This window comes from uncultured Sulfitobacter sp. (assembly GCF_964021855.1).
Classification (GTDB): Bacteria; Pseudomonadota; Alphaproteobacteria; order Rhodobacterales; family Rhodobacteraceae; genus Sulfitobacter.
Genome location: NZ_CAXHZD010000002.1, coordinates 204787 through 226209 on the forward strand (window position 1 = coordinate 204787; position 21423 = coordinate 226209).

20 protein-coding genes and 1 tRNA gene are annotated in these 21423 nt (G+C 57.2%); 18 read left to right on the forward strand and 3 right to left on the reverse strand.

Annotated elements, in window-relative coordinates:
• The first annotated feature begins 210 nt into the window (after positions 1-210).
• The 4 genes from AADJ11_RS07230 (at position 211) to AADJ11_RS07245 (ending at position 3913) form a co-directional block, all read left to right on the forward strand.
• Positions 211-945: a VTT domain-containing protein gene (locus tag AADJ11_RS07230; protein WP_341233857.1), complete on the forward strand. Its 735-nt coding sequence runs from the start codon at positions 211-213 to the stop codon at positions 943-945.
• Entirely contained in the window at positions 942-2360 is a 1419-nt protein-coding gene (locus AADJ11_RS07235; RefSeq protein WP_341233858.1) for an FAD-dependent oxidoreductase, read from the forward strand. Before AADJ11_RS07230 ends, AADJ11_RS07235 begins: the two co-directional genes overlap by 4 nt.
• Before the next feature lie 12 nt (positions 2361-2372).
• Positions 2373-3758: a HAMP domain-containing sensor histidine kinase gene (locus AADJ11_RS07240; RefSeq protein WP_341233859.1), complete on the forward strand. Its 1386-nt coding sequence runs from the start codon at positions 2373-2375 to the stop codon at positions 3756-3758.
• Positions 3759-3836: 78 nt separating this feature from the next.
• Positions 3837-3913 (forward strand) — tRNA-Arg (locus tag AADJ11_RS07245).
• 90 nt (positions 3914-4003) lie between these two features.
• On the opposite strand, the gene AADJ11_RS07250 is transcribed toward AADJ11_RS07245, so the two are convergent.
• Positions 4004-4870 (reverse strand): MurR/RpiR family transcriptional regulator, encoded by an 867-nt coding sequence (locus AADJ11_RS07250; RefSeq protein WP_341233860.1) that lies wholly within the window; start codon positions 4868-4870, stop codon positions 4004-4006.
• 115 nt (positions 4871-4985) lie between these two features.
• On the opposite strand from AADJ11_RS07250, the gene AADJ11_RS07255 reads away from it, so the two are divergent.
• The 7 genes from AADJ11_RS07255 (at position 4986) to AADJ11_RS07285 (ending at position 12640) form a co-directional block, all read left to right on the forward strand.
• Positions 4986-5735: an N-formylglutamate amidohydrolase gene (locus tag AADJ11_RS07255; protein WP_341233861.1), complete on the forward strand. Its 750-nt coding sequence runs from the start codon at positions 4986-4988 to the stop codon at positions 5733-5735.
• Positions 5732-6253: a TRAP transporter small permease subunit gene (locus AADJ11_RS07260; protein WP_341233862.1), complete on the forward strand. Its 522-nt coding sequence runs from the start codon at positions 5732-5734 to the stop codon at positions 6251-6253. Before AADJ11_RS07255 ends, AADJ11_RS07260 begins: the two co-directional genes overlap by 4 nt.
• A complete protein-coding gene (locus AADJ11_RS07265) occupies positions 6243-7568 on the forward strand; it encodes a TRAP transporter large permease subunit (protein ID WP_341233863.1) in 1326 nt (441 codons plus the stop codon). The genes AADJ11_RS07260 and AADJ11_RS07265 overlap by 11 nt, the downstream gene beginning before the upstream one ends.
• A 69-nt stretch (positions 7569-7637) precedes the next feature.
• Positions 7638-8675 carry a TRAP transporter substrate-binding protein gene (locus AADJ11_RS07270; RefSeq protein ID WP_341233864.1) on the forward strand — a complete coding sequence of 346 codons (1038 nt, stop codon included), beginning with the start codon at positions 7638-7640 and terminating at the stop codon, positions 8673-8675.
• 73 nt (positions 8676-8748) lie between these two features.
• Positions 8749-10110: a glutamine synthetase family protein gene (locus AADJ11_RS07275; protein ID WP_341233865.1), complete on the forward strand. Its 1362-nt coding sequence runs from the start codon at positions 8749-8751 to the stop codon at positions 10108-10110.
• Between the two features lie 3 nt (positions 10111-10113).
• A complete protein-coding gene (locus tag AADJ11_RS07280) occupies positions 10114-11490 on the forward strand; it encodes an aldehyde dehydrogenase family protein (protein WP_341233866.1) in 1377 nt (458 codons plus the stop codon).
• A 4-nt stretch (positions 11491-11494) separates the two neighbouring features.
• On the forward strand, positions 11495-12640 hold the full coding sequence (locus tag AADJ11_RS07285) for an iron-containing alcohol dehydrogenase (protein WP_341233867.1): 1146 nt from the start codon (positions 11495-11497) through the stop codon (positions 12638-12640).
• 91 nt (positions 12641-12731) lie between these two features.
• Here the strand turns inward: AADJ11_RS07285 and AADJ11_RS07290 are convergent, their stop codons facing one another.
• The gene (locus AADJ11_RS07290) at positions 12732-13850 is read right to left on the reverse strand and encodes a Do family serine endopeptidase (protein ID WP_341233868.1); all 1119 of its coding nucleotides are present in this window, start codon (positions 13848-13850) and stop codon (positions 12732-12734) included.
• A 158-nt stretch (positions 13851-14008) separates the two neighbouring features.
• Between AADJ11_RS07290 and AADJ11_RS07295 the strand changes: the two genes are divergently transcribed.
• From AADJ11_RS07295 to AADJ11_RS07320, 6 genes are all read left to right on the forward strand, one after another.
• On the forward strand, positions 14009-14680 hold the full coding sequence (locus AADJ11_RS07295) for a response regulator transcription factor (RefSeq protein WP_341233869.1): 672 nt from the start codon (positions 14009-14011) through the stop codon (positions 14678-14680).
• The gene (locus AADJ11_RS07300; protein WP_341233870.1) at positions 14677-16044 is read left to right on the forward strand and encodes a HAMP domain-containing sensor histidine kinase; all 1368 of its coding nucleotides are present in this window, start codon (positions 14677-14679) and stop codon (positions 16042-16044) included. Before AADJ11_RS07295 ends, AADJ11_RS07300 begins: the two co-directional genes overlap by 4 nt.
• An 86-nt stretch (positions 16045-16130) precedes the next feature.
• Positions 16131-17546, forward strand: a complete 1416-nt coding sequence (locus AADJ11_RS07305; protein ID WP_341233871.1) for a cytochrome ubiquinol oxidase subunit I — start codon at positions 16131-16133, stop codon at positions 17544-17546.
• Between the two features lie 10 nt (positions 17547-17556).
• Complete coding sequence (gene cydB / locus AADJ11_RS07310; RefSeq protein ID WP_341233872.1) at positions 17557-18564, forward strand: cytochrome d ubiquinol oxidase subunit II; 1008 nt, start codon at positions 17557-17559, stop codon at positions 18562-18564.
• Positions 18564-18674, forward strand: a complete 111-nt coding sequence (locus AADJ11_RS07315; RefSeq protein ID WP_341233873.1) for a DUF2474 family protein — start codon at positions 18564-18566, stop codon at positions 18672-18674. The genes cydB and AADJ11_RS07315 overlap by 1 nt, the downstream gene beginning before the upstream one ends.
• Before the next feature lie 114 nt (positions 18675-18788).
• The gene (locus tag AADJ11_RS07320; RefSeq protein WP_341233874.1) at positions 18789-19754 is read left to right on the forward strand and encodes an NADPH:quinone oxidoreductase family protein; all 966 of its coding nucleotides are present in this window, start codon (positions 18789-18791) and stop codon (positions 19752-19754) included.
• Here AADJ11_RS07320 and AADJ11_RS07325 read toward each other — a convergent pair.
• Positions 19751-20731 (reverse strand): DMT family transporter, encoded by a 981-nt coding sequence (locus AADJ11_RS07325; RefSeq protein WP_341233875.1) that lies wholly within the window; start codon positions 20729-20731, stop codon positions 19751-19753. The genes AADJ11_RS07320 and AADJ11_RS07325 overlap by 4 nt on opposite strands.
• Positions 20732-20839: 108 nt before the next feature.
• Between AADJ11_RS07325 and AADJ11_RS07330 the strand changes: the two genes are divergently transcribed.
• Complete coding sequence (locus AADJ11_RS07330) at positions 20840-21364, forward strand: carbon monoxide dehydrogenase subunit G (RefSeq protein WP_341233876.1); 525 nt, start codon at positions 20840-20842, stop codon at positions 21362-21364.
• Positions 21365-21423: the final 59 nt, after the last annotated feature.

Sequence of the window (21423 nt, forward strand, 5' to 3'; positions counted from 1 at the left end):
AAACCCTTGAGGCGGCAAATTTGGCGAAGCTGCAATAAAAACGGCGATTTTTCCCGCCGACTGTTTCAATAAGCTATCATAACCTTGGTTTTCTGCAACATACAGGGCTTTGCGATCAAGCGCGCGTGATGCCTCTGTCTGACAACGGCGATGTGGCCCATCTATAGGGGTAAGCGGCGATATTGACCGATATAGAGGGCGACCCGAGACATGGCAGATCAGACAGACAACAAATCCGGATGGCTCGGATATCTGCCAATCGCTGTGATCGTTCTTGTGGCAATCGTGGGTTTTTTCACCCTGCGCGATTACCTGAGTTTTGAAACGCTGCGCGATAATCACGAGGCATTGATCGCGTTTCGGGATGCGCATTACGTGCTGACTGTTCTTGTCTTTATAGCGACCTATATCCTGATTGTGGGGTTTTCACTGCCGGGGGCAGGGATCACCACAATCACCGGAGGGTTCCTGTTTGGCACCTTCTTTGGTGTGCTTTTTAACGTGACAGGGGCCACCCTAGGGGCTGTCGTGATTTTTCTGGCGGCGCGGATGGGCTTTGGCGAAAAGCTCAAGGCGCGCATGGATGCGTCAGAGGGTATGGTGCGCAAAATTAAGGACGGGATCGATAAAAATCAGTGGTCAATGTTGTTCTTTATCCGGTTTGTACCTGTGGTGCCGTTTTTTGTGGCCAACCTGATCCCTGCGTTTCTGGGCGTGATGCTGTACCGTTTTGTAATCTCGACATTTTTGGGGATTATTCCCGGGTCATTGGTCTTTACGTCGATCGGCGCGGGGCTAGGTACAGTGTTCGCCCGTGGTGAGACGCCGAATTTCGGCGTCATATTCGAGCCATATGTTTTGCTACCTATTCTCGGGCTCGGTGCCTTGTCGCTTCTTCCCGTAATACTGAAAGCCATTACCGGCAAAAAGGAACTGCTGAAATGAACCGTATTAAAACCGACCTTTTGATCATCGGCGCAGGTTCTGGCGGGCTGTCTGTTGCGGCGGGTGCCGCCCAAATGGGGGCGGATGTTGTCCTGCTTGAGGGTCATAAAATGGGCGGCGATTGCCTGAACTACGGTTGTGTCCCCTCAAAGGCGTTGATCGCGACGGGTAAGGCGGCATACGGCCAGCGGCATTCGAAACAGTTTGGCGTGACCAACGGCGCGGGCGATGTGGATTATGCAGCGGCCAAAGATCACGTGGCCGATGTGATCGCGCAGATTGCCCCCGTCGACAGCCAAGAACGGTTCGAGGGGTTCGGCATCAACGTGATCCGTGAATTCGGGCGCTTCATCTCGAAGGATGAGGTGCAGGCCGGCGACACGATCATCAAGGCGCGCCGTATCGTGATTGCGACCGGGTCATCCCCCTTGGTGCCGCCTATTCCGGGCTTGGATAAAACACCGCACGAGACAAACGAAACGCTGTTCGATCTGCGCGAGAAACCCGATCATTTGCTTATTATTGGCGGTGGACCTATCGGGATGGAAATGGCGCAAGCGCATATTCGCATGGGCTGCGAAGTGACGGTGATCGAGGGCAGCAAGGCGCTGGCCAAGGACGACCCCGCGACGGCTGCAATCGTGCTGCAATCGCTTAAGGATGAAGGCGTTGAGATCGCAGAGGATGCTGAGGCATCCGAGATCAGCGGCGATGTCGGCGCGATTGTGGTCAAATCCAAGGATGGCCGCGTGTTCAAAGGCTCGCATTTGCTGGTCGCTGTGGGGCGCAAGACGAACACAGATAGGCTGGATCTGGACAAAGCCGGGGTCGAACCCACCAAGAACGGCATCAAGGTGGATGCGTCCCTGCGCACGACGAATCGCAAGATTTACGCGATTGGTGATGTGGCAGGCGGGATGCAATTCACTCATGTTGCGGGCTATCACGCAGGTGTGGTGATCCGGTCGCTGATGTTTGCGATCCCGTCCAAAGCCAAGACCGCGCATATCCCTTGGGCAACATATACCGACCCCGAGCTGTCTCAGGTCGGCCTGACCGAAGCGCAAGCCAAAGAAGAGCATGGCGACAAGGTCGAGGTGGTGCGCTTTCACTATAATCACAACGACCGCGCGATTGCAGAACGTAAAACCAAGGGGTTTATCAAGGTCATGGTGGTTAAGGGGCGTCCCGTCGGTGTCAGCATCGTTGGCTATCAAGCAGGCGAGCTGATCAATCTGTGGGCTTTGGCGCTGGCAAATAACATGAAAATGAGCCAGATTGCAGGTATGGTTGCGCCGTATCCAACGATTGGCGAAGTCAACAAACGCGCGGCAGGGGCCTATTTCTCGCCGCGGCTGTTTGAAAGCGATTTGGTCAAGACCGTCGTGCGATTGGTGCAACGGTTCATCCCCTAGGGCACGCCGCGCATGTTGAAATCCTTTTCAGGCCGATTGCTTATTCTAACCACCGTCTTTGTGATGTTGGCAGAGGTTCTGATTTTCGTCCCGACCATTGCGCGTTTTCGCGAAGAATATCTGATGAATCGTCTTGAGCGGGCGCAGATTGCATCGCTGACGTTGCTGGCCAATGACATGATTGATCCCGCGCTCGAGGCCGAGCTGTTACGGACAGCCGAGGTGTTCAACGTGGTGTTGCGGCGCGACGAGGTGCGGCAATTGGTGCTGTCATCGCCCATGCCGCAGTCGATCATCAACACCTATGATCTGCGCGATTCTACGCCGCTGATATTGATCAGGGACGCGTTCATGCAATTGGCCGATACGCGGGATGGTGTGATCCGGGTGATCGGTGCGCCGGTTCAGGATGCGGGGAGTTCGATTGAAATTACCATGCAAACCGTGCCCTTGCGCGACGCGATGATTGATTATGGCCTTCGCATTTTGCTGCTGTCTGCCGTGATCTCGATCATCACTGCATCGTTGCTGTTCGTCGCGTTGCGGGTGTTGTTGTTGAAACCGATCAAGGGCGTCGTTGGCCATATGCAAAACTATGCGCTGGCCCCCGAAGACGCGCGCCGCATTATCGCCCCTTCGGCCGGAGTGACCGAGGTCCGCGAGGCCGAGGAAGCCTTGATGAAGCTTGAGACGGATCTGACCCAAGCCTTGCGCCAGAAAGAACGGTTGGCGCAGTTGGGGCAGGCGGTCAGCAAGGTCAGCCACGATTTGCGCAATATCCTCACCACCGCGCAGCTGTTTACCGACCGTATCGAGATGTCCGAGGACCCCAGCGTGAAGCGGATGGCCCCCAAGCTGGTCAGCTCCATCACCCGTGCTGTGCACCTGTGCGAATCAACGCTGGCTTTCGGCAAGGCCGAAGAACCCAGCCCGACACTGACGGTCACCGCGTTGGATCACATCATTCAGGATGTTGTTGAGAACGAGCGTCTGGCCGCCGATGGGGCTGATATCAAATTTGTGATGGATGTACCCGAAAACCTGAAAGTTCGTGCTGATCCTGAACAGTTGTTCCGTGTGCTGTCTAACCTGACACGCAACGCCCGTCAGGCGATTGCCGCCACAGGGCAGGGCGGAGAGATTCGTTTAACCGCCACGGATCAGCCCGGATATTGGTGGATTGATGTCCAAGATGATGGCCCCGGCCTGCCGCCAAAAGCGCGCGAGCATCTGTTCACAGCCTTTCGCGGCGGCGCGCGCAAGGGCGGCTCTGGCCTTGGCCTTGCCATCGCGGCCGAACTGGTGCGCGGCCATGGTGGTACGCTTGAACTAAAGGAAACCGGCGCAGCGGGAACGGTTTTCCGCATATCGCTGCCCAAAGGCGATGGCACGTTCTAGGTCAATGGCAGGAAATTGCAATTCAGGCCAAACAAGGGGTTGCAAAGCTCTGCGCCCAGAACTAAACCGCGCCGTAGTGCACCCGTAGCTCAGCTGGATAGAGTACCTGACTACGAATCAGGGGGTCAGAGGTTCGAATCCTCTCGGGTGCACCATTACTCTCTCAGACATATCCGGCATTTGTAAGATGGACCCAAGGCACGAGCGGATTCGTAATTACCGGGTTCGTCGACAACTGGGCGCGATCAGTTGCTACGAAAGATTCGCGACTCACCGATCATTTGTTCAAGGGCTGCAATGCGTTCGGCGCTTTGATCAGAGCTGCGCAACTGGATCTCGGCAACCAGTGCTTCGATCAGGAAATTGATCGCAAGGGTCGAATCCCAGCTCGACGGGACTTCGACCATTGAGCGGAAACAGAACCGCGCGTGTTTTTCGATGGGCGACCCCCATGCGTCGGTGAACAGCACAATGCTTGCCCCCTGCTTCACGGCAAGATTGGCCAGTTTTTCCAGCTCTTTCTCGTAGCGGCGGATGTCAAAGATCACCAAAATCGCACCGGCATCCATATCCAGCAAGGATTGCGGCCAAACGCTTGGCGATGAATCCAGCAGCGTCACCTTCGGGCGGATGATTTGCAGGTGGTTAAAAAAGTAATGCGCGTTGGACCGCGTGATACGCCCGCCCAGCAAATAAAGACGATGCGCGGGGTCCGACAGCACTTCGGCGACCTGATTGAATTCCGCCAGGTCAAGCCGGTCAAGCGTGCGGTTGATGTTGTCAGACACCGCCTCGATAAACCGCGAGACCATGTGATCGCGGCTGTCAGTAGGGGCCACGGCATCCAGCTTGGCCAGTGGTTGTTTCATGCGCGCGCCGATTTCCTCGCGGATGGCGTCTTGCATGTCCGAGAACCCGTCGAAGCCCAGCTTGCGTGCCAATCGAATAATGGTGGGCGATGACACCTCGGCGCATTCGGCCAACCGGTTGATGGATTGCAGGCCGGTCAACAAGGAATCGTCGAGCAGAACAGCGGACAATTTACGCTCTGCTGCCGTAAGCTCTGTCTGCTTTTCTTTTAGCAAATCGCGGACGAGTGCTTTTTTGTGCAAAAGCTGTTCCTTTCGGTACAGAAATTCTGTCTATGAAGCAAAGGTTACAGGAAAATTCTTGACAGGCTAGAAAAATCTGTAGTGATGGGGGCCAGTCAAAAAGGATATTTTCGTTTTGAGTAGCGATTGGACAGCGGCGCGGGTGATCGGTAGCAGCGGGCAGACCCCGGTGTTGTTGATCTGCGAACACGCATCCAATTTTGTCCCAGACGCATTCGATTTGGGGCTTAGCGCGGATGCGCAGGCGTCCCATGCGGCGTGGGATATCGGTGCGCTGGATGTCGCGATCGAGCTTTGTGACGCGCTTGATGCGCCATTGGTGGCCGGCGGTGTTTCACGCCTGATCTATGATTGTAACAGGCCCCTTGCTGCACCGGATTGCGTTCCGGCCCGCAGCGAAGTTTTCGATATTCCGGGGAATGCGGGCCTGTCCGAGCAGGGAAAACAGGACCGGTTTGACCGCGTGCACACACCATTTCACGACGCCGTGGATAAACAGCGCGCCCAGATGGCACCGCAGTTGGTAGTGACCATTCACAGCTTTACGCCGATCTATAACGGTAAAAAGCGCGAGGTAGAGCTGGGGTATTTGTATCACACTGATCCCTCGGCTGCCCAAGCGCTTTTGGCGCAAGAGCAGGCGCAAGGCACTTATCTAGCGGCGTTGAACGAACCTTATGCGGCCACGGATGGTGTGACCTATTCCCTTGAGAAACACGGAGAGGCGCACGGTGTGCCAGCCGTGATGATCGAGATCCGAAATGACCTGATCGATACCGGACCAAAGGCAAAAGCAATGGCGCAACACCTGGTTGGATCGCTTACCGCCGCGTTCCCCTCTCTTTTCCACGAGGCTGATAAATGAACGCCATGCGCAAATATATCTCGGTTGTGGATGGGTTTAACCACGGGCTGGGACGGATCGCGATGTATGGCATCTTTGTCCTGATGGGTATTTTGCTATGGTCGTCCTACAATAAGACCTTTGCGTCACCCCAGCTTTGGACGTTGGAAATGGCGCAGTTTGTGATGGTGGGCTATTACATTCTGGGCGGCCCCTACGCGATGCAAATGGGCGCGAATGTGCGGATGGACCTGTTCTATGCTGAACTGACCCCGCGCAAAAAAGCATGGACCGATTGCATTACCGTACTGTTTTTGCTGGCTTATCTGGTGATTTTGCTGTGGGGCGGCATCGAATCCACGATGTATTCGTTTAAGTATGGTGGCGAACGCAGCCCGACGGCGTGGCGCCCCTATATGTGGCCGGTAAAGGTCACCATGTGCATCGGCATATCGCTGATGCTGCTTCAAGCTGTCTCTGAACTGTTCAAGGACATCCTTTTCCTCAAATCCGGTGAGGACACACGCGATGCCCTATGAACTGATCGCCATATTGATGTTTTCGACCATGATGCTGATGTTGCTGACGGGGCAGCGGGTGTTTGGTGCCATCGGATTTGTTGCAGTAATGGCCGCGCTGTTTTTGTGGGGCGACAGGGGCGGCTATGACATCGGGTTTTCCGCCGCAATCAAGCTGATGCGCTGGTATCCGTTGCTGACCCTGCCGATGTTCATCTTCATGGGCTATGTGCTGTCCGAGTCTAAAATTGCGGATGATCTGTACAAGATGTTTCACGTCTTTATGGGCGGCGTGCGCGGCGGGCTGGCGATTGGGACAATCGGCCTGATGGTGTTGATTTCCGCCATGAACGGTCTGTCTGTTGCGGGCATGGCGATTGGTGCCACGATAGCGCTGCCTGAATTGCTGAAACGGAATTATGACAAGCTGATGGTGACGGGCGTCATTCAGGCCGGGTCAAGTTTGGGCATCCTTGTGCCGCCATCCGTGGTGCTGGTGCTTTATGCGATGATCGCGCGTCAGCCGGTCGGGCAATTGTGGCTGGCGGGGGCCATTCCGGGCCTGATGATGGCGATGATGTTTATCATCTACATCGCGATACGCTGCCGGATTAACCCCGAGCTTGGGCCGGCGCTGTCGCCCGAAGAACGTGATGTCGGTTGGCCCGAAAAGCTGCGCCTGCTGCGCGCTGGGCTGCTGCCTGTGGTGATCTTTGCCGTGATGATGGTGCCCTTTGTAAACGGGTGGACATCGCTGGTCGAAAGCTCGGCCATTGGGGCCATCGCCGCGTTTCTTGCCGCGATCCTTAAGGGTCGTATGACACGTCAGGTGTTCGAGACATCGGTGCGTCAGACCCTTGCGATTACCTGCATGTTCATGTGGATCATTCTGGCGGCACTGGCCTTTGGCGCGGTGTTTGACGGGTTAGGCGCGGTCAAGGCAATCGAGAACCTGTTTACCGAGCAATGGGGCCTGAACCCGTGGGTGATCCTGATCCTCATGCAGCTGTCATTTTTGGTCATGGGTACGTTTCTGGATGACACAGCGATGCTGGTCATTGTGGCCCCGCTGTATGTGCCGTTGGTTGGCGCGCTGGGCTTTGATCTGGTTTGGTATGGCGTGCTATACACGATCACCTGTCAGATCGCTTATATGACGCCGCCCTTTGGCTATAACCTGTTCTTGATGCGGGCCATGGCCCCGCCCGAGATTACGATCACTGATATCTACCGGTCCATCATTCCGTTTGTGGGTGTGATGATACTGGCCTTGGCCGTTGTGATGCTGTTCCCGCAGATCGCGCTTTGGCTGCCCAATTACGTTTACGGCAAGTAACCGAATTAACCACCACGTGGCCGGATGAACCGGCCCTTCAAATCCGAAACCCGACAAGGAGTATGTCAAATGACAACCAGACGTAAGTTTCTTAAAGGGGCCGCAATTGCAGGTCCCGCAGCCATTGCCACACCGTCGATCCTGCATGCGCAGGAACCGATCCGCTGGCGCTTTCAAACCTATGCCGGTGCGGCGCTAGGTGAAGAAGTCACAAAACCCGCCATCGACGCCATCAATGCTGCGTGTCAGGGCGAGCTTGAGATCGAACTGTTTTATGCGGATCAAATCGTTCCCACGGGCGAGCTCTTCCAAGCGTTGCAGCGTGGCACCATCGACGGCGTGCATTCGGACGACGATTCCATGGCGTCGCCAACACCTGTGCGGTCCTTTGGCGGCTATTTCCCGCTGGCGACCAAGCATGCGTTGGACGTGCCGGTGCTGTTCAACCAATACGGTCTGGCCGACATCTGGCGCGAAGAATACGCCAAGGTTGGCGTGCATTGGCTGTCTGCTGCGGGTCAGGATCCGTGCAACTTTAACACCGTCAAGCCGATCACATCGCTGGCCGATATGGATGGTCTGAAACTCTATACCTTCCCAACGGCTGGCCGCTTCTTGTCGCAGTTTGGTGTTGTGCCGGTGAACATCCCCTATGAGGACGCCGAAGTTGCCGTTCAAACAGGCGAGCTGGACGGTATGGCGTGGTCGGGCATCACCGAAGACTACACCGTGGGCTGGGCAGATGTGACCAACTATTTTTGCACCAACAACATCTCGGGCGCATGGATCGGGTCGTTCTTTGTCAACGCCGAGAAATGGGCAGAGCTGCCGGATCACCTGAAACAGATCGTTTCCTCGGCCATCGAGGCAAGCCACACATACCGCAACCAGTGGTATTGGGGCGGCGAGGCGCGTTTGCGCGCGTCCGGCGAAAAGCTGGAGCTGACATCGGTCCCGCAGGAAGAATGGAAGGTCGTCGAAGAGGCAGCCGTGAAGTTCTGGGACGAGATGGCCGAAGAAGGCGAAACTGCCGCGAAGATCGTTCAGATTTTCCGCGACTACAACGAAGTGACATCGAAAGCGGGCCCGCCCTATACCTTTGGCTGATCCGCGATAAACTTATGATAAATGGGGCGGCGCGGTTGTGCCGCCCTCACACATGCAAAAGGAACGTCTGCACATGGGCAACTTAACATTCGATACGCTCAGGGAAATGGCCGATAACGGCGAGGTCGATACCGTATTGGTAGCCCTTGTCGATATGCAGGGCCGTCTGATGGGCAAGCGTTTCCACGTCACAAATTTTATCGAGCATTCCCATGCCGAGACCCATTGCTGCAACTACCTGCTGGCCACCGATCTGGTGATGTCCACGCCTGAAGGGTTCGCATCGACCAGTTGGCAAACCGGCTATGGCGACTATGTCCTGCGCCCCGATCTGTCGACGATGCGGCAGGTGCCGTGGTTGGATAAAACCGTATTGGTGCTGGGCGATGTTCTGGATCACCACACCCATGAACCTGTGCCTCATTCGCCCCGTTCGATGCTGAAAAAACAGATCGCGCGGCTGGATGCCTTGGGCTTTGACGCGATGATGGCGACCGAGCTTGAGTTCTTTTTGTTCGAGGGCGATTACCGGACCCTTCAAAAAGAGAAATACGCAAACCTCGTGCCACTGAACGGCCATAACGAGGATTACTGCCTGTTCCAAACCTCCAAAGAAGAAGCATTCTTGCAGCCGTTGCGCAATCATCTGGTTGCCGCTGACGTGCCGATTGAATGCACCAAGGGCGAGGCCGAAACCGGCCAGCAAGAGCTGAATATCCGCTATGCCGCCGCCCTTGATTGTGCGGATAACCACACGATTGCGAAACAGGCGACCAAGGAAATCGCCTTCCAGCAGGGGTTCTCTGCGTCGTTCCTGCCAAAATGGGCACCGGACAAGGTGGGATCGTCCAGTCACGTGCATATGTCACTGTGGAAAGACGGCGCACCTGCATTTTTCGACAAAGACGCCAAGCTGGGCATGTCCAAACTGATGGGCCATTTCATGGCGGGTCTGATCAAATACGCGCCTGATTTCACCTATTTTCTGGCCCCCTACATCAACAGCTATAAACGCTTTGCCAAAGGCACCTTTGCACCTACGAAAACGGTTTGGTCTGTCGATAACCGCACCGCCGGTTTCCGGCTGTGTGGTGATGGGACCAAGGGCATTCGCGTTGAATGTCGCATCGGCGGGTCGGACCTGAACCCCTATCTGGCGCAGGCTGTTTTGCTGGCTGCGGGCCTTAAGGGGATCGAGGAAAAGCTGCCCCTGCAAGAGCCGACAATGGGCGATGTCTATGAAGACGCCAGTGTCACCGAAATCCCGCGTACCTTGCGGGCGGCAACCGACACTTTGCGCAACTCTGCTATGCTGCGCGAGGCCCTTGGCGACGACGTCGTTGACCATTACACCCGCGCAGCTGAATGGGAGCAGGAGGAATACGACAAGGTCGTAACCGACTGGGAAATTAACCGCGGATTTGAGCGAGCATAAGCAATGACAAAGACCCTGAAATGTATCTCACCGATTGACGGATCGGTTTATCTGGAACGCCCTGTCCTGTCGCTGGATGCGGCCCGCGACGTCTGCGCGCAGGCGAAATCGGCGCAAGTTTTGTGGGCTGCACGTCCGCTGACTGAGCGCATTGATCTGGTGCGCGCCGCCATCGCCGAGGTCGGCAAAACGACAGACCGTATGGCAGTTGAGCTGGCCCATCAGATGGGTCGCCCGGTCCGCTATGGCGGTGAGTTTGGCGGCTTCAACGAACGTGCCAGCTATATGGCCGACATCGCGGAACAGGCACTGGCCCCGATGATTATCGAAGACAGCGAAACAGCCACCCGCAAGATCACCCGCGAGGCGCGCGGCGTCGTACTGGTGGTGGCCCCGTGGAACTACCCTTACATGACGGCGATCAACACCGTTGCCCCTGCATTGATTGCGGGCAACACCGTTGTGCTGAAACACGCCACGCAGACCTTGCAAGTGGGCGAACGTCTGGCCGAGGCATTTCACGCCGCGGGTATTCCAGAGCATGTATTCCAGAATGTGTTCTTGGATCACGACACCACGTCGGCCCTGATCGCTGAACGTCAATTTGGTTTCGTGAACTTCACCGGCTCGGTCGGTGGCGGCAAGGCGATGGAGGTTGCAGCAGCTGGCACATTCACGCCCGTGGCGACCGAACTGGGCGGCAAAGACCCCGGTTACGTGCGCGCTGACGCGAATGTGGATGCGGCGGTTGACGGGTTGATGGACGGCGCGATGTTCAACGCGGGGCAATGCTGCTGCGGGATTGAACGGATTTACGTCCACGAAAGCCTGTATGATGCGTTTGTCGAAAAAGCCGTGGCCTGGGTGAACGCCCTGAAACTTGGCAACCCGTTGGAGCAGGAAACCACCATCGGCCCGATGGCCAACGTCCGCTTTGCCGCCGAAGTCCGCGCGCAGATCGCCGAGGCTGTGGCAGATGGCGCGACAGCGTTAATCGAACCCTTTGCCGAAGACGACGGTGCCGCCTATCTGACGCCGCAAATCCTGACGAACGTGAACCACAGCATGCGCGTGATGCGCGACGAAAGCTTTGGCCCCGTGGTCGGCATCATGCCGGTCAAGGATGACGCCGAAGCCATTGCGCTGATGAACGACTGCCAGTTCGGTCTGACCGCTGCGATCTTTACCAAGGACGCGGATGCCGCTGATGCCATCGGTGCGCAGCTTGAAACCGGCACCGTGTTTATGAACCGTTGTGATTACCTTGACCCGGCCTTGTGCTGGACGGGGTGTAAAGACACCGGCCAAGGCGCGGGATTGTCCGTGCTTGGCTATCAGGCGCTGACGCGTCCCAAATCTTACCACCTTAAAAAGGCTTGATCCTATGGAGCTGAAAAACAACTGGTCCTACCCCACAGCGATGCGTTTTGGTGCGGGCCGCATTTCCGAGATCGGCGAGGCCTGTGCGGCCGCTGGGATCAAAAAGCCGTTGCTGGTCACCGACAAAGGTCTGGCCACAATGGACATCACCACCAAGACGCTTGATCTGCTTGACGCAGCTGGCCTTGGCCGTGCGATGTTTTCCGAAGTCGACGCCAACCCGACCGAGATTAATCTTGATGCGGGCCTTAAGGTCTACCGCGACGGCGGCCATGACGGTGTGGTTGCCTTTGGCGGTGGGTCGGGCCTTGATCTGGGCAAGATGATTGCGTTTATGGCGGGCCAGACGCGCCCCGTTTGGGATTACGAAGATGTCGGCGATTGGTGGACCCGCGCCGATGCAGATGCCATCGCGCCGATTATCGCCGTGCCGACCACGGCTGGTACGGGATCAGAAGTCGGTCGCGCGTCGGTGCTGACCAACTCTGAAACCCACGTGAAAAAGATCATCTTTCACCCCAAGGTTCTGCCAACGGTTGTGATCTGTGATCCGGAACTCACGGTCGGGATGCCGAAACACATCACGGCGGGCACCGGCCTTGATGCCTTTGCCCACTGTGTCGAGGCGTTTAGCAGCCCGCATTACCACCCCATGAGCCAAGGCATCGCGCTAGAGGGGATGCGTCTGGTCATCGACTATCTGCCCCGCGCCTATGCCGATGGCACCGATATCGAGGCCCGCGCGCAAATGATGTCAGCCGCCGCGATGGGGGCCACAGCGTTTCAAAAAGGGTTGGGTGCGATCCATGCAATGAGCCACCCGATTGGCGCGGTGTTCAACACCCACCACGGCACCACCAACGCGGTGTGTATGCCTGCGGTTCTAGACCTGAACGAAAGCATGATCCGCGAACGGTTTGACCGGGCGGCGGGGTATCTGGGCATCGAGGGCGGCTATGACGGTTTCCGCGCCTTTGTGCAGGATTTTAACGACAGCTTTGCCATTCCGCGCAAACTGTCCGAGATGGGCGTCACCGCTGATCGTATGGATGATCTGGTCGCCATGGCGTTGGAAGACCCGTCTTGCGGCGGCAATCCGGTTACCTTGACCTCTGACAACCTGCGCAAGCTGTTCGAGGCAACGATCTAAACTGAAAAAATGCCCCGATAGGTTTCTATCGGGGCATACAGGCTGGAGTGTGACTGCCTGCTCGAACGAGGCAAGCCCGCTGGCAGCTCTGTTATGCGTCTTGTGCGGCCAAGGTGCCGATCTTGACGGCGCGGGTCACTTCCTTGCCCCGGTGCAGAACCACCACATCAGCCGTTTGATCGGGGTCCGTGTCCGCCACGGCGCGGGTCAGGTCGCGCAGTTCGTCAATCTCGGTCCCGTTGAAGGACAAGATGATATCGCCTTTTTTCAGCCCTGCCTTTTGCGCGGGGCTATCGTCGCTAATGGCTTCGATCACGGCCCCTTTGGGCGCGTCATACCCCAAGACCTGCGCGATCTCGTCGGTCATCGGACGAATTTGAACGCCCAGCCAGCCGCGTGTGATCGACCCGTCATCGGCCAGATCCGCAACGATGTTTTGGACCAGGTCGGACGGCACGGAAAATCCGATACCAACAGACCCGCCACCGGGGGACAGGATCGCGGTGTTGACGCCAATCACTTCGCCCGCGTTGTTAAACAGCGGCCCGCCCGAATTGCCACGGTTGATCGCCGCGTCGGTCTGGATGAAATCGTCATAAGGGCCTGCGTTGATGTTGCGCGATTTGGCCGAGATGATACCGGTGGTCACTGTGCCGCCAAGGCCAAAGGGGTTGCCCATGGCCACCACCTCGTCGCCCACACGCATGCTGTCAGACGACCCGAATTTCACGGCAGGCAGGTCAACATCAGCCTCGATTTTCAGCAGGGCAATGTCGGTCAACGGATCGCTGCCGACAACTTTGGCCTCAAAGCTGCGCCCGTCAGACAGTTTGACGGTGACTTTGTCTGCGCCTTCGACAACGTGGTTATTGGTCACGATCTGACCGTCGGTTGAGATGATAAAGCCGGAGCCAAGACCCTGAACCGGCTGCGCCTCGGCCCCTTGGCCGGGCATCATTTGTTCAAACCGCTTACGCAGTTCTTCGGGCATGCCTTGGGGCAATTCAATCTGCGCTTGGGGTTTCATGGTTGTCCCTGAAACTTCGATAAACACCACTGACGGCGATATCGTTTCGACCAGATCGGCATAGCCGCCAGCCGGAACCGCCAATGCGGTGGTGGGGGCGATTGCCACCAAAGATGTCGACGCCAAAGCGGCAGCCAGAACAAATGGCAATGCGCGGCGGGGTGATTTCGTTAAAGATGTCATGTTTGCTTCCTTACATCATTGGTATGGTCCCCAAATGGCGGCCCGTTGTTACAGGGCGTTTTTGCGCCATATACAAATCTGTAAGATTGCTTGGCAGGGCTGCCTGACGCCTGTTTTTTAGGGTATCGCCAAGGCAACGCTTGGACGGAACGGATGAAATGAAACTGCTTGTAGTAGAAGACGATGCCACCACGGGCACCTATATCGCGCGCGGTTTGCGCGAAGAGGGGCATACCGTTGATCTGGTGACGGATGGCCGCGAGGGGCTGTTTCAGGCCACATCAGGCAGCTATGATGTGTTGATCGTTGACCGGATGCTGCCAGAGGTCGACGGGCTGACGCTGGTCAAAACGCTGCGCGGTGCGGGCAATACCACGCCTGTGTTGTTCCTGACGGCGATGGGCAGTGTCGATGACCGGATCAGTGGCTTGAACGCGGGCGGGGATGATTATCTGGTCAAACCGTTTGCCTTTGGCGAATTGTCAGCACGGGTCGCAGCATTGGCCCGCCGCCCCCAAGCGCTGGAGCAGGAAACCGTTCTGCGCGCCGGCGACCTTGAGATGCATTTGATCACCCGCAAGGTCACGCGGGCGGGGCAAGAGATTGATCTTCTGCCGCGTGAATTCGCCCTGCTGGAACATCTGTTGCGCCGCAAAGGTAGGGTGCAGACGCGCACCATGCTGCTTGAGGCGGTTTGGGACATTAGCTTTGATCCCATGACCAATGTCGTCGAAACCCACATCAGCCGTTTGCGGGCCAAGGTGGACAAACCGTTTGAGCGTGAACTGATCCAGACCGTGCGGGGCGCGGGTTATAGGATCGCTGGATGAGGGGCCGGATCAGTCAGCTTTGGCGATCCATGCCGGTTCGATTGGCACTGCTGCTGGTGTTGCTGTTTTCAACCGTCAGCCTGATCAGTCTTTTGGCCAGCTATGCGGTGACACAAAATTCGTTTGAAACCGCAATCCGCGCTGACCTTGAACAAGACATCGCAGGGTTTCGCGCGGCCCCCAATTCGCGGGCGGTTTCCTTGCTGGTTGATGCTGAATCGAGGGGGACAGACCCGAGCCGCGTGATCCTAAGCTATATCACCCCGAACGGGCAGATATTTGGTAACGGTGCCATCGCGCGTGATGACGAAGGGTATCACATCGTTTCCCTCGCCGAAGGGCAGGCGCAATATGACGGGGAATATTTGTCGCTGACCACACGGCTGTATGGCGGGCAGTTGACCGTTGCGCGCAGCCTTGCCCAAGTCGAAGCGTTGCGCGTCGTGTTCTTTAACATCCTGTTGCTTAGCCTCTTGCCGACCGTTCTGATTGCGTTGTCAGGGGGCCTGTATCTGGCGCGGCGCAGCAAACGCCACGTTGAGGTCATCGGCGGTATGTTGGATGATCTCACCAATGGCGACCTGTCGGCGCGGGTGACAGTGGGGCCGCGTTGGGCGGATGATTTGGTGCGCATTGGCGGCAAGCTAAACCAGATGGCCAACGCACAAGAGGCGCAGACCCAGATGTTGCGGCAGGTATCCTCGGACATCGCGCATGATCTAAAGACGCCGATCCAGCGGGTTGCCGTGCATCTGGATGATCTGGCCCGCACCATTCCACCCACATCAGATGAAGGCGCATTGTTGGGGCAGGTCCAAGACGAGGTCGCTGGCATCGCATCGGTCTTTCAGTCGCTGCTGCAAATTGCGTCGGTGGAATCCGGATCGCCCAAGGCGCATTTCAAACCCGTTGATTTGAACCAGCTGTGCCAGACCATGACCGAGGTCTATGAACCTGCTGCTGGGGCCAATGATCAGTCGCTGGTTTGCACGGTGCCACCGCAAACGGTTCAGGTGTCAGGGGATAAAAACCTGTTGGGGCAGGTGCTGGCAAATCTGGTTGAAAACGCAGTGCGCCATACCCCCAAGGGCAGTGAAATTACCGTAAACCTTGTGCAAAACGCAGGCCGCGCGGTTCTTGAGGTTGCCGATAACGGGCCAGGCATTCCGGCGTCCGAGCGTGAAAATGTGGTGCGCCGGCTTTACCGGCTGGACCGTAGCAGGCACACCCCGGGCAATGGTCTGGGGCTAAGCCTTGTCGAAGGCGTCGTGAAGCTGCACGGCGGGGATTTGGCATTGTTGGACAATGGGCCGGGCCTAAAGGTCAGGATTGAATTTCCAACATATTCACCTGCGGCAATTTGATATTGTGACACTGGCCAAGGTTTAGATTAGATCTAAGTTGAGCAATGCAAAGCGATGCCTTTGCACTCAATGACGAAAGGTCTGATATGTTAGATGGGTTTTCTGCCGAGGTGTTGGCGCGGGTCCAGTTCGCCTTTACCGTTTCATTCCACATCATTTTCCCGGCATTCTCGATCGGGTTGGCCAGCTTTCTGGCCGTCCTGAATGCGCTGTGGCTGTGGACCAAGGACGACACATATCAGGTTCTGTTCGACTACTGGAAAAAGATATTTGCCGTCGCGTTCGGCATGGGCGTCGTGTCGGGCATCGTCATGTCCTATCAATTCGGCACCAACTGGTCGGTGTTTTCAGACAAAGCGGGGCCAGTCATCGGGCCGTTGATGGCCTACGAAGTCCTATCGGCATTCTTTCTTGAGGCCGGATTTCTGGGCATCATGCTGTTCGGCTTGAAACGCGTCGGCGCGGGGCTGCACATGTTTGCAACCGCGATGGTCGCCTTTGGCACATTGCTCTCGGCGACTTGGATTTTGTCGGTGAACAGCTGGATGCAGACGCCAGCGGGTTACGGCATCAACGAGGTCGGGCAATATATCCCGCTGGATTGGTGGAAGATCGTCTTTAACCCGTCCTTCCCCTATCGCTTGGTCCACATGGTTTTGGCGGCTTATCTGACAACGGCGCTGGTTGTTGGCGCAGTAGGCGCATGGCATCTGTTGAAAGACAACAAAGGGCCAGCATCGCAACGCATGTTTTCGATGGCGATGTGGATGCTGCTTTTCGTAACGCCATTACAGATCGCAGCAGGGGATTTCCACGGCATCAACACGCTGGAACACCAGCCTGCAAAGGTCATGGCGATGGAAGGCCATTTCGACAGCCACCCCGATGGTGCCCCGCTGATCCTGTTCGGCATCCCGAACCAAGCGGAAAAGCGTGTGGATTATGCCATTGAGGTGCCCAAGCTGTCGTCCTTGATCCTTAAGCATGATCTGAATGCGCCGTTGGCTGGCCTTGATACCATCCCGGACGAAGACGAGCCGCCCGTGGCCATCGTGTTCTTCTCGTTCCGCGTGATGGTCGGCTTGGGCTTCGCGATGTTGGGGCTTGGTTTGTGGGGCGCAATCATGCGGTGGCGCGGAAAATTACACAGCAGCCCGATGTTGCACCGCGCGGCCATCGTGATGGGGCCGATGGGCTTTGTCGCGGTTCTGGCGGGATGGATCACCACGGAAGTCGGCAGACAGCCGTTCACCGTCTACGGGCTTTTGCGCACCTCTGACAGCCTTGCGCCAGTCAGCGCACCAGCCGTTGCCGCGTCGCTGACCGCCTTTATCATCGTATACTTTTTCGTCTTCGGCGCGGGGGTCTACTACATCCTGCGTTTGATGGGGAAACGGCCCAAGGTCGGTGCGGTGGGCGAGATTACGGATGGCCCAATTCGGACCGCAGGCACGACGCAAGTCGCGCATAAAGGTCACAAAAACCAGCGCCCCGCGGAATAGGAGAGATACCATGTTTGGACTTGAGCTTTCTTTCATCTGGGCGGGCCTCATAGCGCTGTCCGTTTTGATCTATGTGATTCTTGACGGGTTTGATTTGGGCGTCGGTCTGCTGTTTCCGCTGTCCAAAGACGAGGAAGAGCGCAACCTGATGATGAATTCGGTCGCGCCGATTTGGGACGGGAATGAAACCTGGCTGGTGCTGGGGGGCGGCGGGTTGTTCGCCGTTTTCCCATTGGCCTATGCCACAATCATGCCGGCGCTTTATATGCCGATCATTCTGATGCTGCTGGGGTTGGTGTTTCGCGGCGTGGCCTTTGAATACCGCTGGCGGACCACGCGTTGGAAAGGGCTTTGGGACATCTCGTTCTTTGGCGGGTCTTTTGTCGCCGCGTTCTGTCAGGGCATCGCCTTGGGCGCGCTGGTGCAAGGGACCGAGATCGAAAACCGCGCCTACGCGGGTGGCTGGTGGGATTGGCTGACGCCGTTTTCCATCCTGACCGGCGTCGCGGTGACGATGGGCTATGCCATGCTGGGCGCGACCTGGCTGAATATGAAGCTTGAGGGCCGCATTCAGGCTCACATGCGGCGATTGGCCTGGCCTTTTGCCATTGCGACCGTGGCCTTCATGGGCGTTTTCAGCATTTGGACCCCGTTTCTGGATGGCGAATATTACACCCGCTGGTTCGCCTTCCCTACGGCCATCTTTACGTTTCTTGTGCCTGCGTTGGTTGCGGTCGTTGTTTTCGGACTGTTCCAAGGCCTGCGGCGGCACTGGGATGTGACGCCGTTCCTATGCGCGCTTGCCTTGTTTGTGCTTGGGTTTGCCGGCATCGGGATCAGCTTTTACCCGCATATTGTGCCGCCATCCCTGACCATTGCCGAAGCGGCGGCACCTGACAGCAGCCTGAAATTCGCGCTGGTCGGTACGTTGGTCTTGCTGCCGATGATCCTGTCCTACACGGCCTACACCTATTGGGTCTTCCGGGGCAAAATTGACCCTGCCGAAGGGTATCACTGATGGGGGGCAAGTGGCTCTCCAGAACCGGGTGGTTCGTGCTGATCTGGGTGCTAAGCGTTCTGGCCCTTGGTATTGTCGCCTATGCGATCCGCTTGGCGATTGTTCCGTAACGCAAGGTAATCGGGTTGAATGCCATTGGGCCAGCGGACGGGGTTGCAAAATTGCCGATCCTCTGGCCCTTTTGCGTCCAGATTTATCGACGGACCAACCCAAGGAATTCCCCCATGCGCGCCATGCAAGTCACCGCCTATGATCAGCCGCTTAGCCTGCAAGACCTCAAGGTGCCGACGCCGGGCTCCGGTGAAGTCTTGGTTAAGGTTGAAACCTGCGGCCTGAACTTTGGTGATTTGCTGCTGATCAAGGGGACTTATCAGGAAAAGCCCGCCTTGCCGTTTACCTTGGGCATGGAATTGGCCGGAACGGTGACGGCTGTGGGCGAGGGGGTGCAGGGCCTAGCAGTAGGCCAGCGCATCGCGGCCTATAGCGGTTTTCACGGGTTGGCGGAATACGCTGTGGTGTCTGCTGACATCTGCGTGGCGATCCCGGACGAAATGAACGCGGTCGACGCCGCTGCCTTTCTGATTGCCTACGGGACCAGCCATGTCGCGTTGGAATATAAGGCGCGGTTGCAGCCCGGTGAACGGCTATTGGTTCTGGGCGCATCGGGCGGCGTGGGTCTGACGGCGGTTGAGCTGGGCAAGCTGATGGGGGCCGAGGTGATCGCCTGTGCACGTGGTCAGGCCAAGCTGGATATCTGCCGTGCTGCGGGCGCGGACCATCTGATTGATTCCGAAGTTGATGACATCCGCGAAGTCGTCAAATCACTGGGTGGTGCCGACGTGGTCTATGACCCGATTGGCGGTGATCAGTTCAAGGCCGCGATGCGCGCTTGCAACCCCGAGGCACGGTTGTTGCCGCTTGGCTTTGCCTCGGGCGAGGTGCCGCAAATCCCCGCGAATATCGTCATGGTGAAGAACCTGAATATCCTTGGCCTGTTCTGGGGCGGTTATAAGAAATTCAAACCCAAGGTGCTGACTGACAGCTTTAGAACGCTGATCGACTGGTATGTTGCGGGCAAGTTGAAACCCCATGTCAGCCATGTGTTGCCGTTGGAACAGGCGAACGAGGCACTGGACCTGCTGCGCACTCGCAAGGCAACCGGCAAGGTCATCGTGCGCGTGTCAGATTAAAGACCGCGCAGGGGCTGCCTGCGCAAGGATGCGCGGGCCTTTTGACGTTCGCGCAGAAACACGAACAACCCCGACCCCAAGATCAACGCGATGCCAACCCAGACTTCCCACACAGGCAAGTCGCCAAAGATCACCAGCCCCCAGAACACTGCCAGCGGCAGGCCGATGTATTCAAAGGGTGCCACGGTGGCAGCGTCGGCAATGCGATAGGCTTGGCTGAGGCAATAGCCGATTACGGCGGCGTTCAGGCCCAGACCCAAGAACACCCAGATGTCGCCCTGTGCGGGCCAAACCCACGCCCGCAGCAAGAACTGCATCGACGGGGCGCTGTCTTGCGTCGCAAAGCGGCCATCGCCTGCGAATAGGAAAAACCCGATCGAGACGACCAGAAACGTGCCCTGAATATAGATAGCCAACGCCGATGCCTTGCTGTGCACGCCAAGCTTGCGGGTCATCAGTTGGTTCAAGGCATAGGTCAGCGCCGCCACGACGGGCAGCAAAAGCACGAGCCGCGAGGCTTGCAGGCTTTCCGCATCGGCCCACGGACGCTGCATAATAATGACCCCTAAAAAGCCGACCGCCACGGCACCCAATCGCATGATGCCAACTTTCTCACCCAAGATCGGGATCGACAGCAATGTGATGAACAGCGGTGCCACAAAAAACAGCGCGGTCGCATCGGCCAAGGGCAGGGCAGCCAAAGCCAAAAAGAACGTCATATTGGCGATGACCACGAGCAAGCCGCGTAGCAGGTGCCAGTGCCACTGCGACGTTTTCAAAATGCGCCACCCGCCCTCGAGCTGAACAAGGGCAAGGCCGAACAGGATACCGATAAAGGCGCGTGCAAAGACGATTTCATGCAAAGGATAGCCGCCCGACAATTGCTTGATCAGCATGTCGTTGATCGAAATTGCGAACACCCCGGCAAAGATAAAAGCGATGGCTGCGCTGGACTGGCTGTGTGCATTTGCATTCATATCGAAGACCTATCAGCTATATGCATCCTGTCCAGCGTGTTTCCGTCTTGGCGCGCGCATTGTAACTGCGCTAGGCTGGTGGAAATATCGCCTCAGGAGGATACACCGATGCAAATGTCAGACACGCGCCAGATCGCCGCCACCCCCGAAGAGGTTTACGCCGCATTGCTGGACCCTGATATGCTGATCAAATGCGTGCCGGGTGCGACCGAAGTCACCGGATCGCCGGAAGAAGGCTTTGAGGCGACTGTGGTGCAAAAGGTCGGGCCGGTCAAAGCGACCTTTAAGGGCCAAGTCGTAATGTCCGAACTGGTGCCGGGGCAATCGCTGAAAATCAGCGGCGAGGGCAAAGGCGGCGCAGCGGGATTTGCCAAGGGCGGTGCAGATGTCCGGCTGTCGGCCAAGGATGGCGGCACCGAATTGACCTATGATGTGGAGGCCAAAGTAGGCGGCAAGCTGGCGCAGCTTGGCAGCCGGATCATTGACGGCTTTGCCAAGAAAATGGCCGATCAGTTTTTCAACAACCTGCAAGAAACCCTTGAAGGGCCAGTGGATTCGGATGCGGCGGACGGGGATGAGGTCGCGGCCGAGGCCCCAAAAAAGAAGGGGTGGTTCGGTCGGGAAAAGTCCTGAACTAACCCCCTGTTATCTCGGCCCTAATCAGTTTAGCTTTCGGAAAAATTATCCGGAGG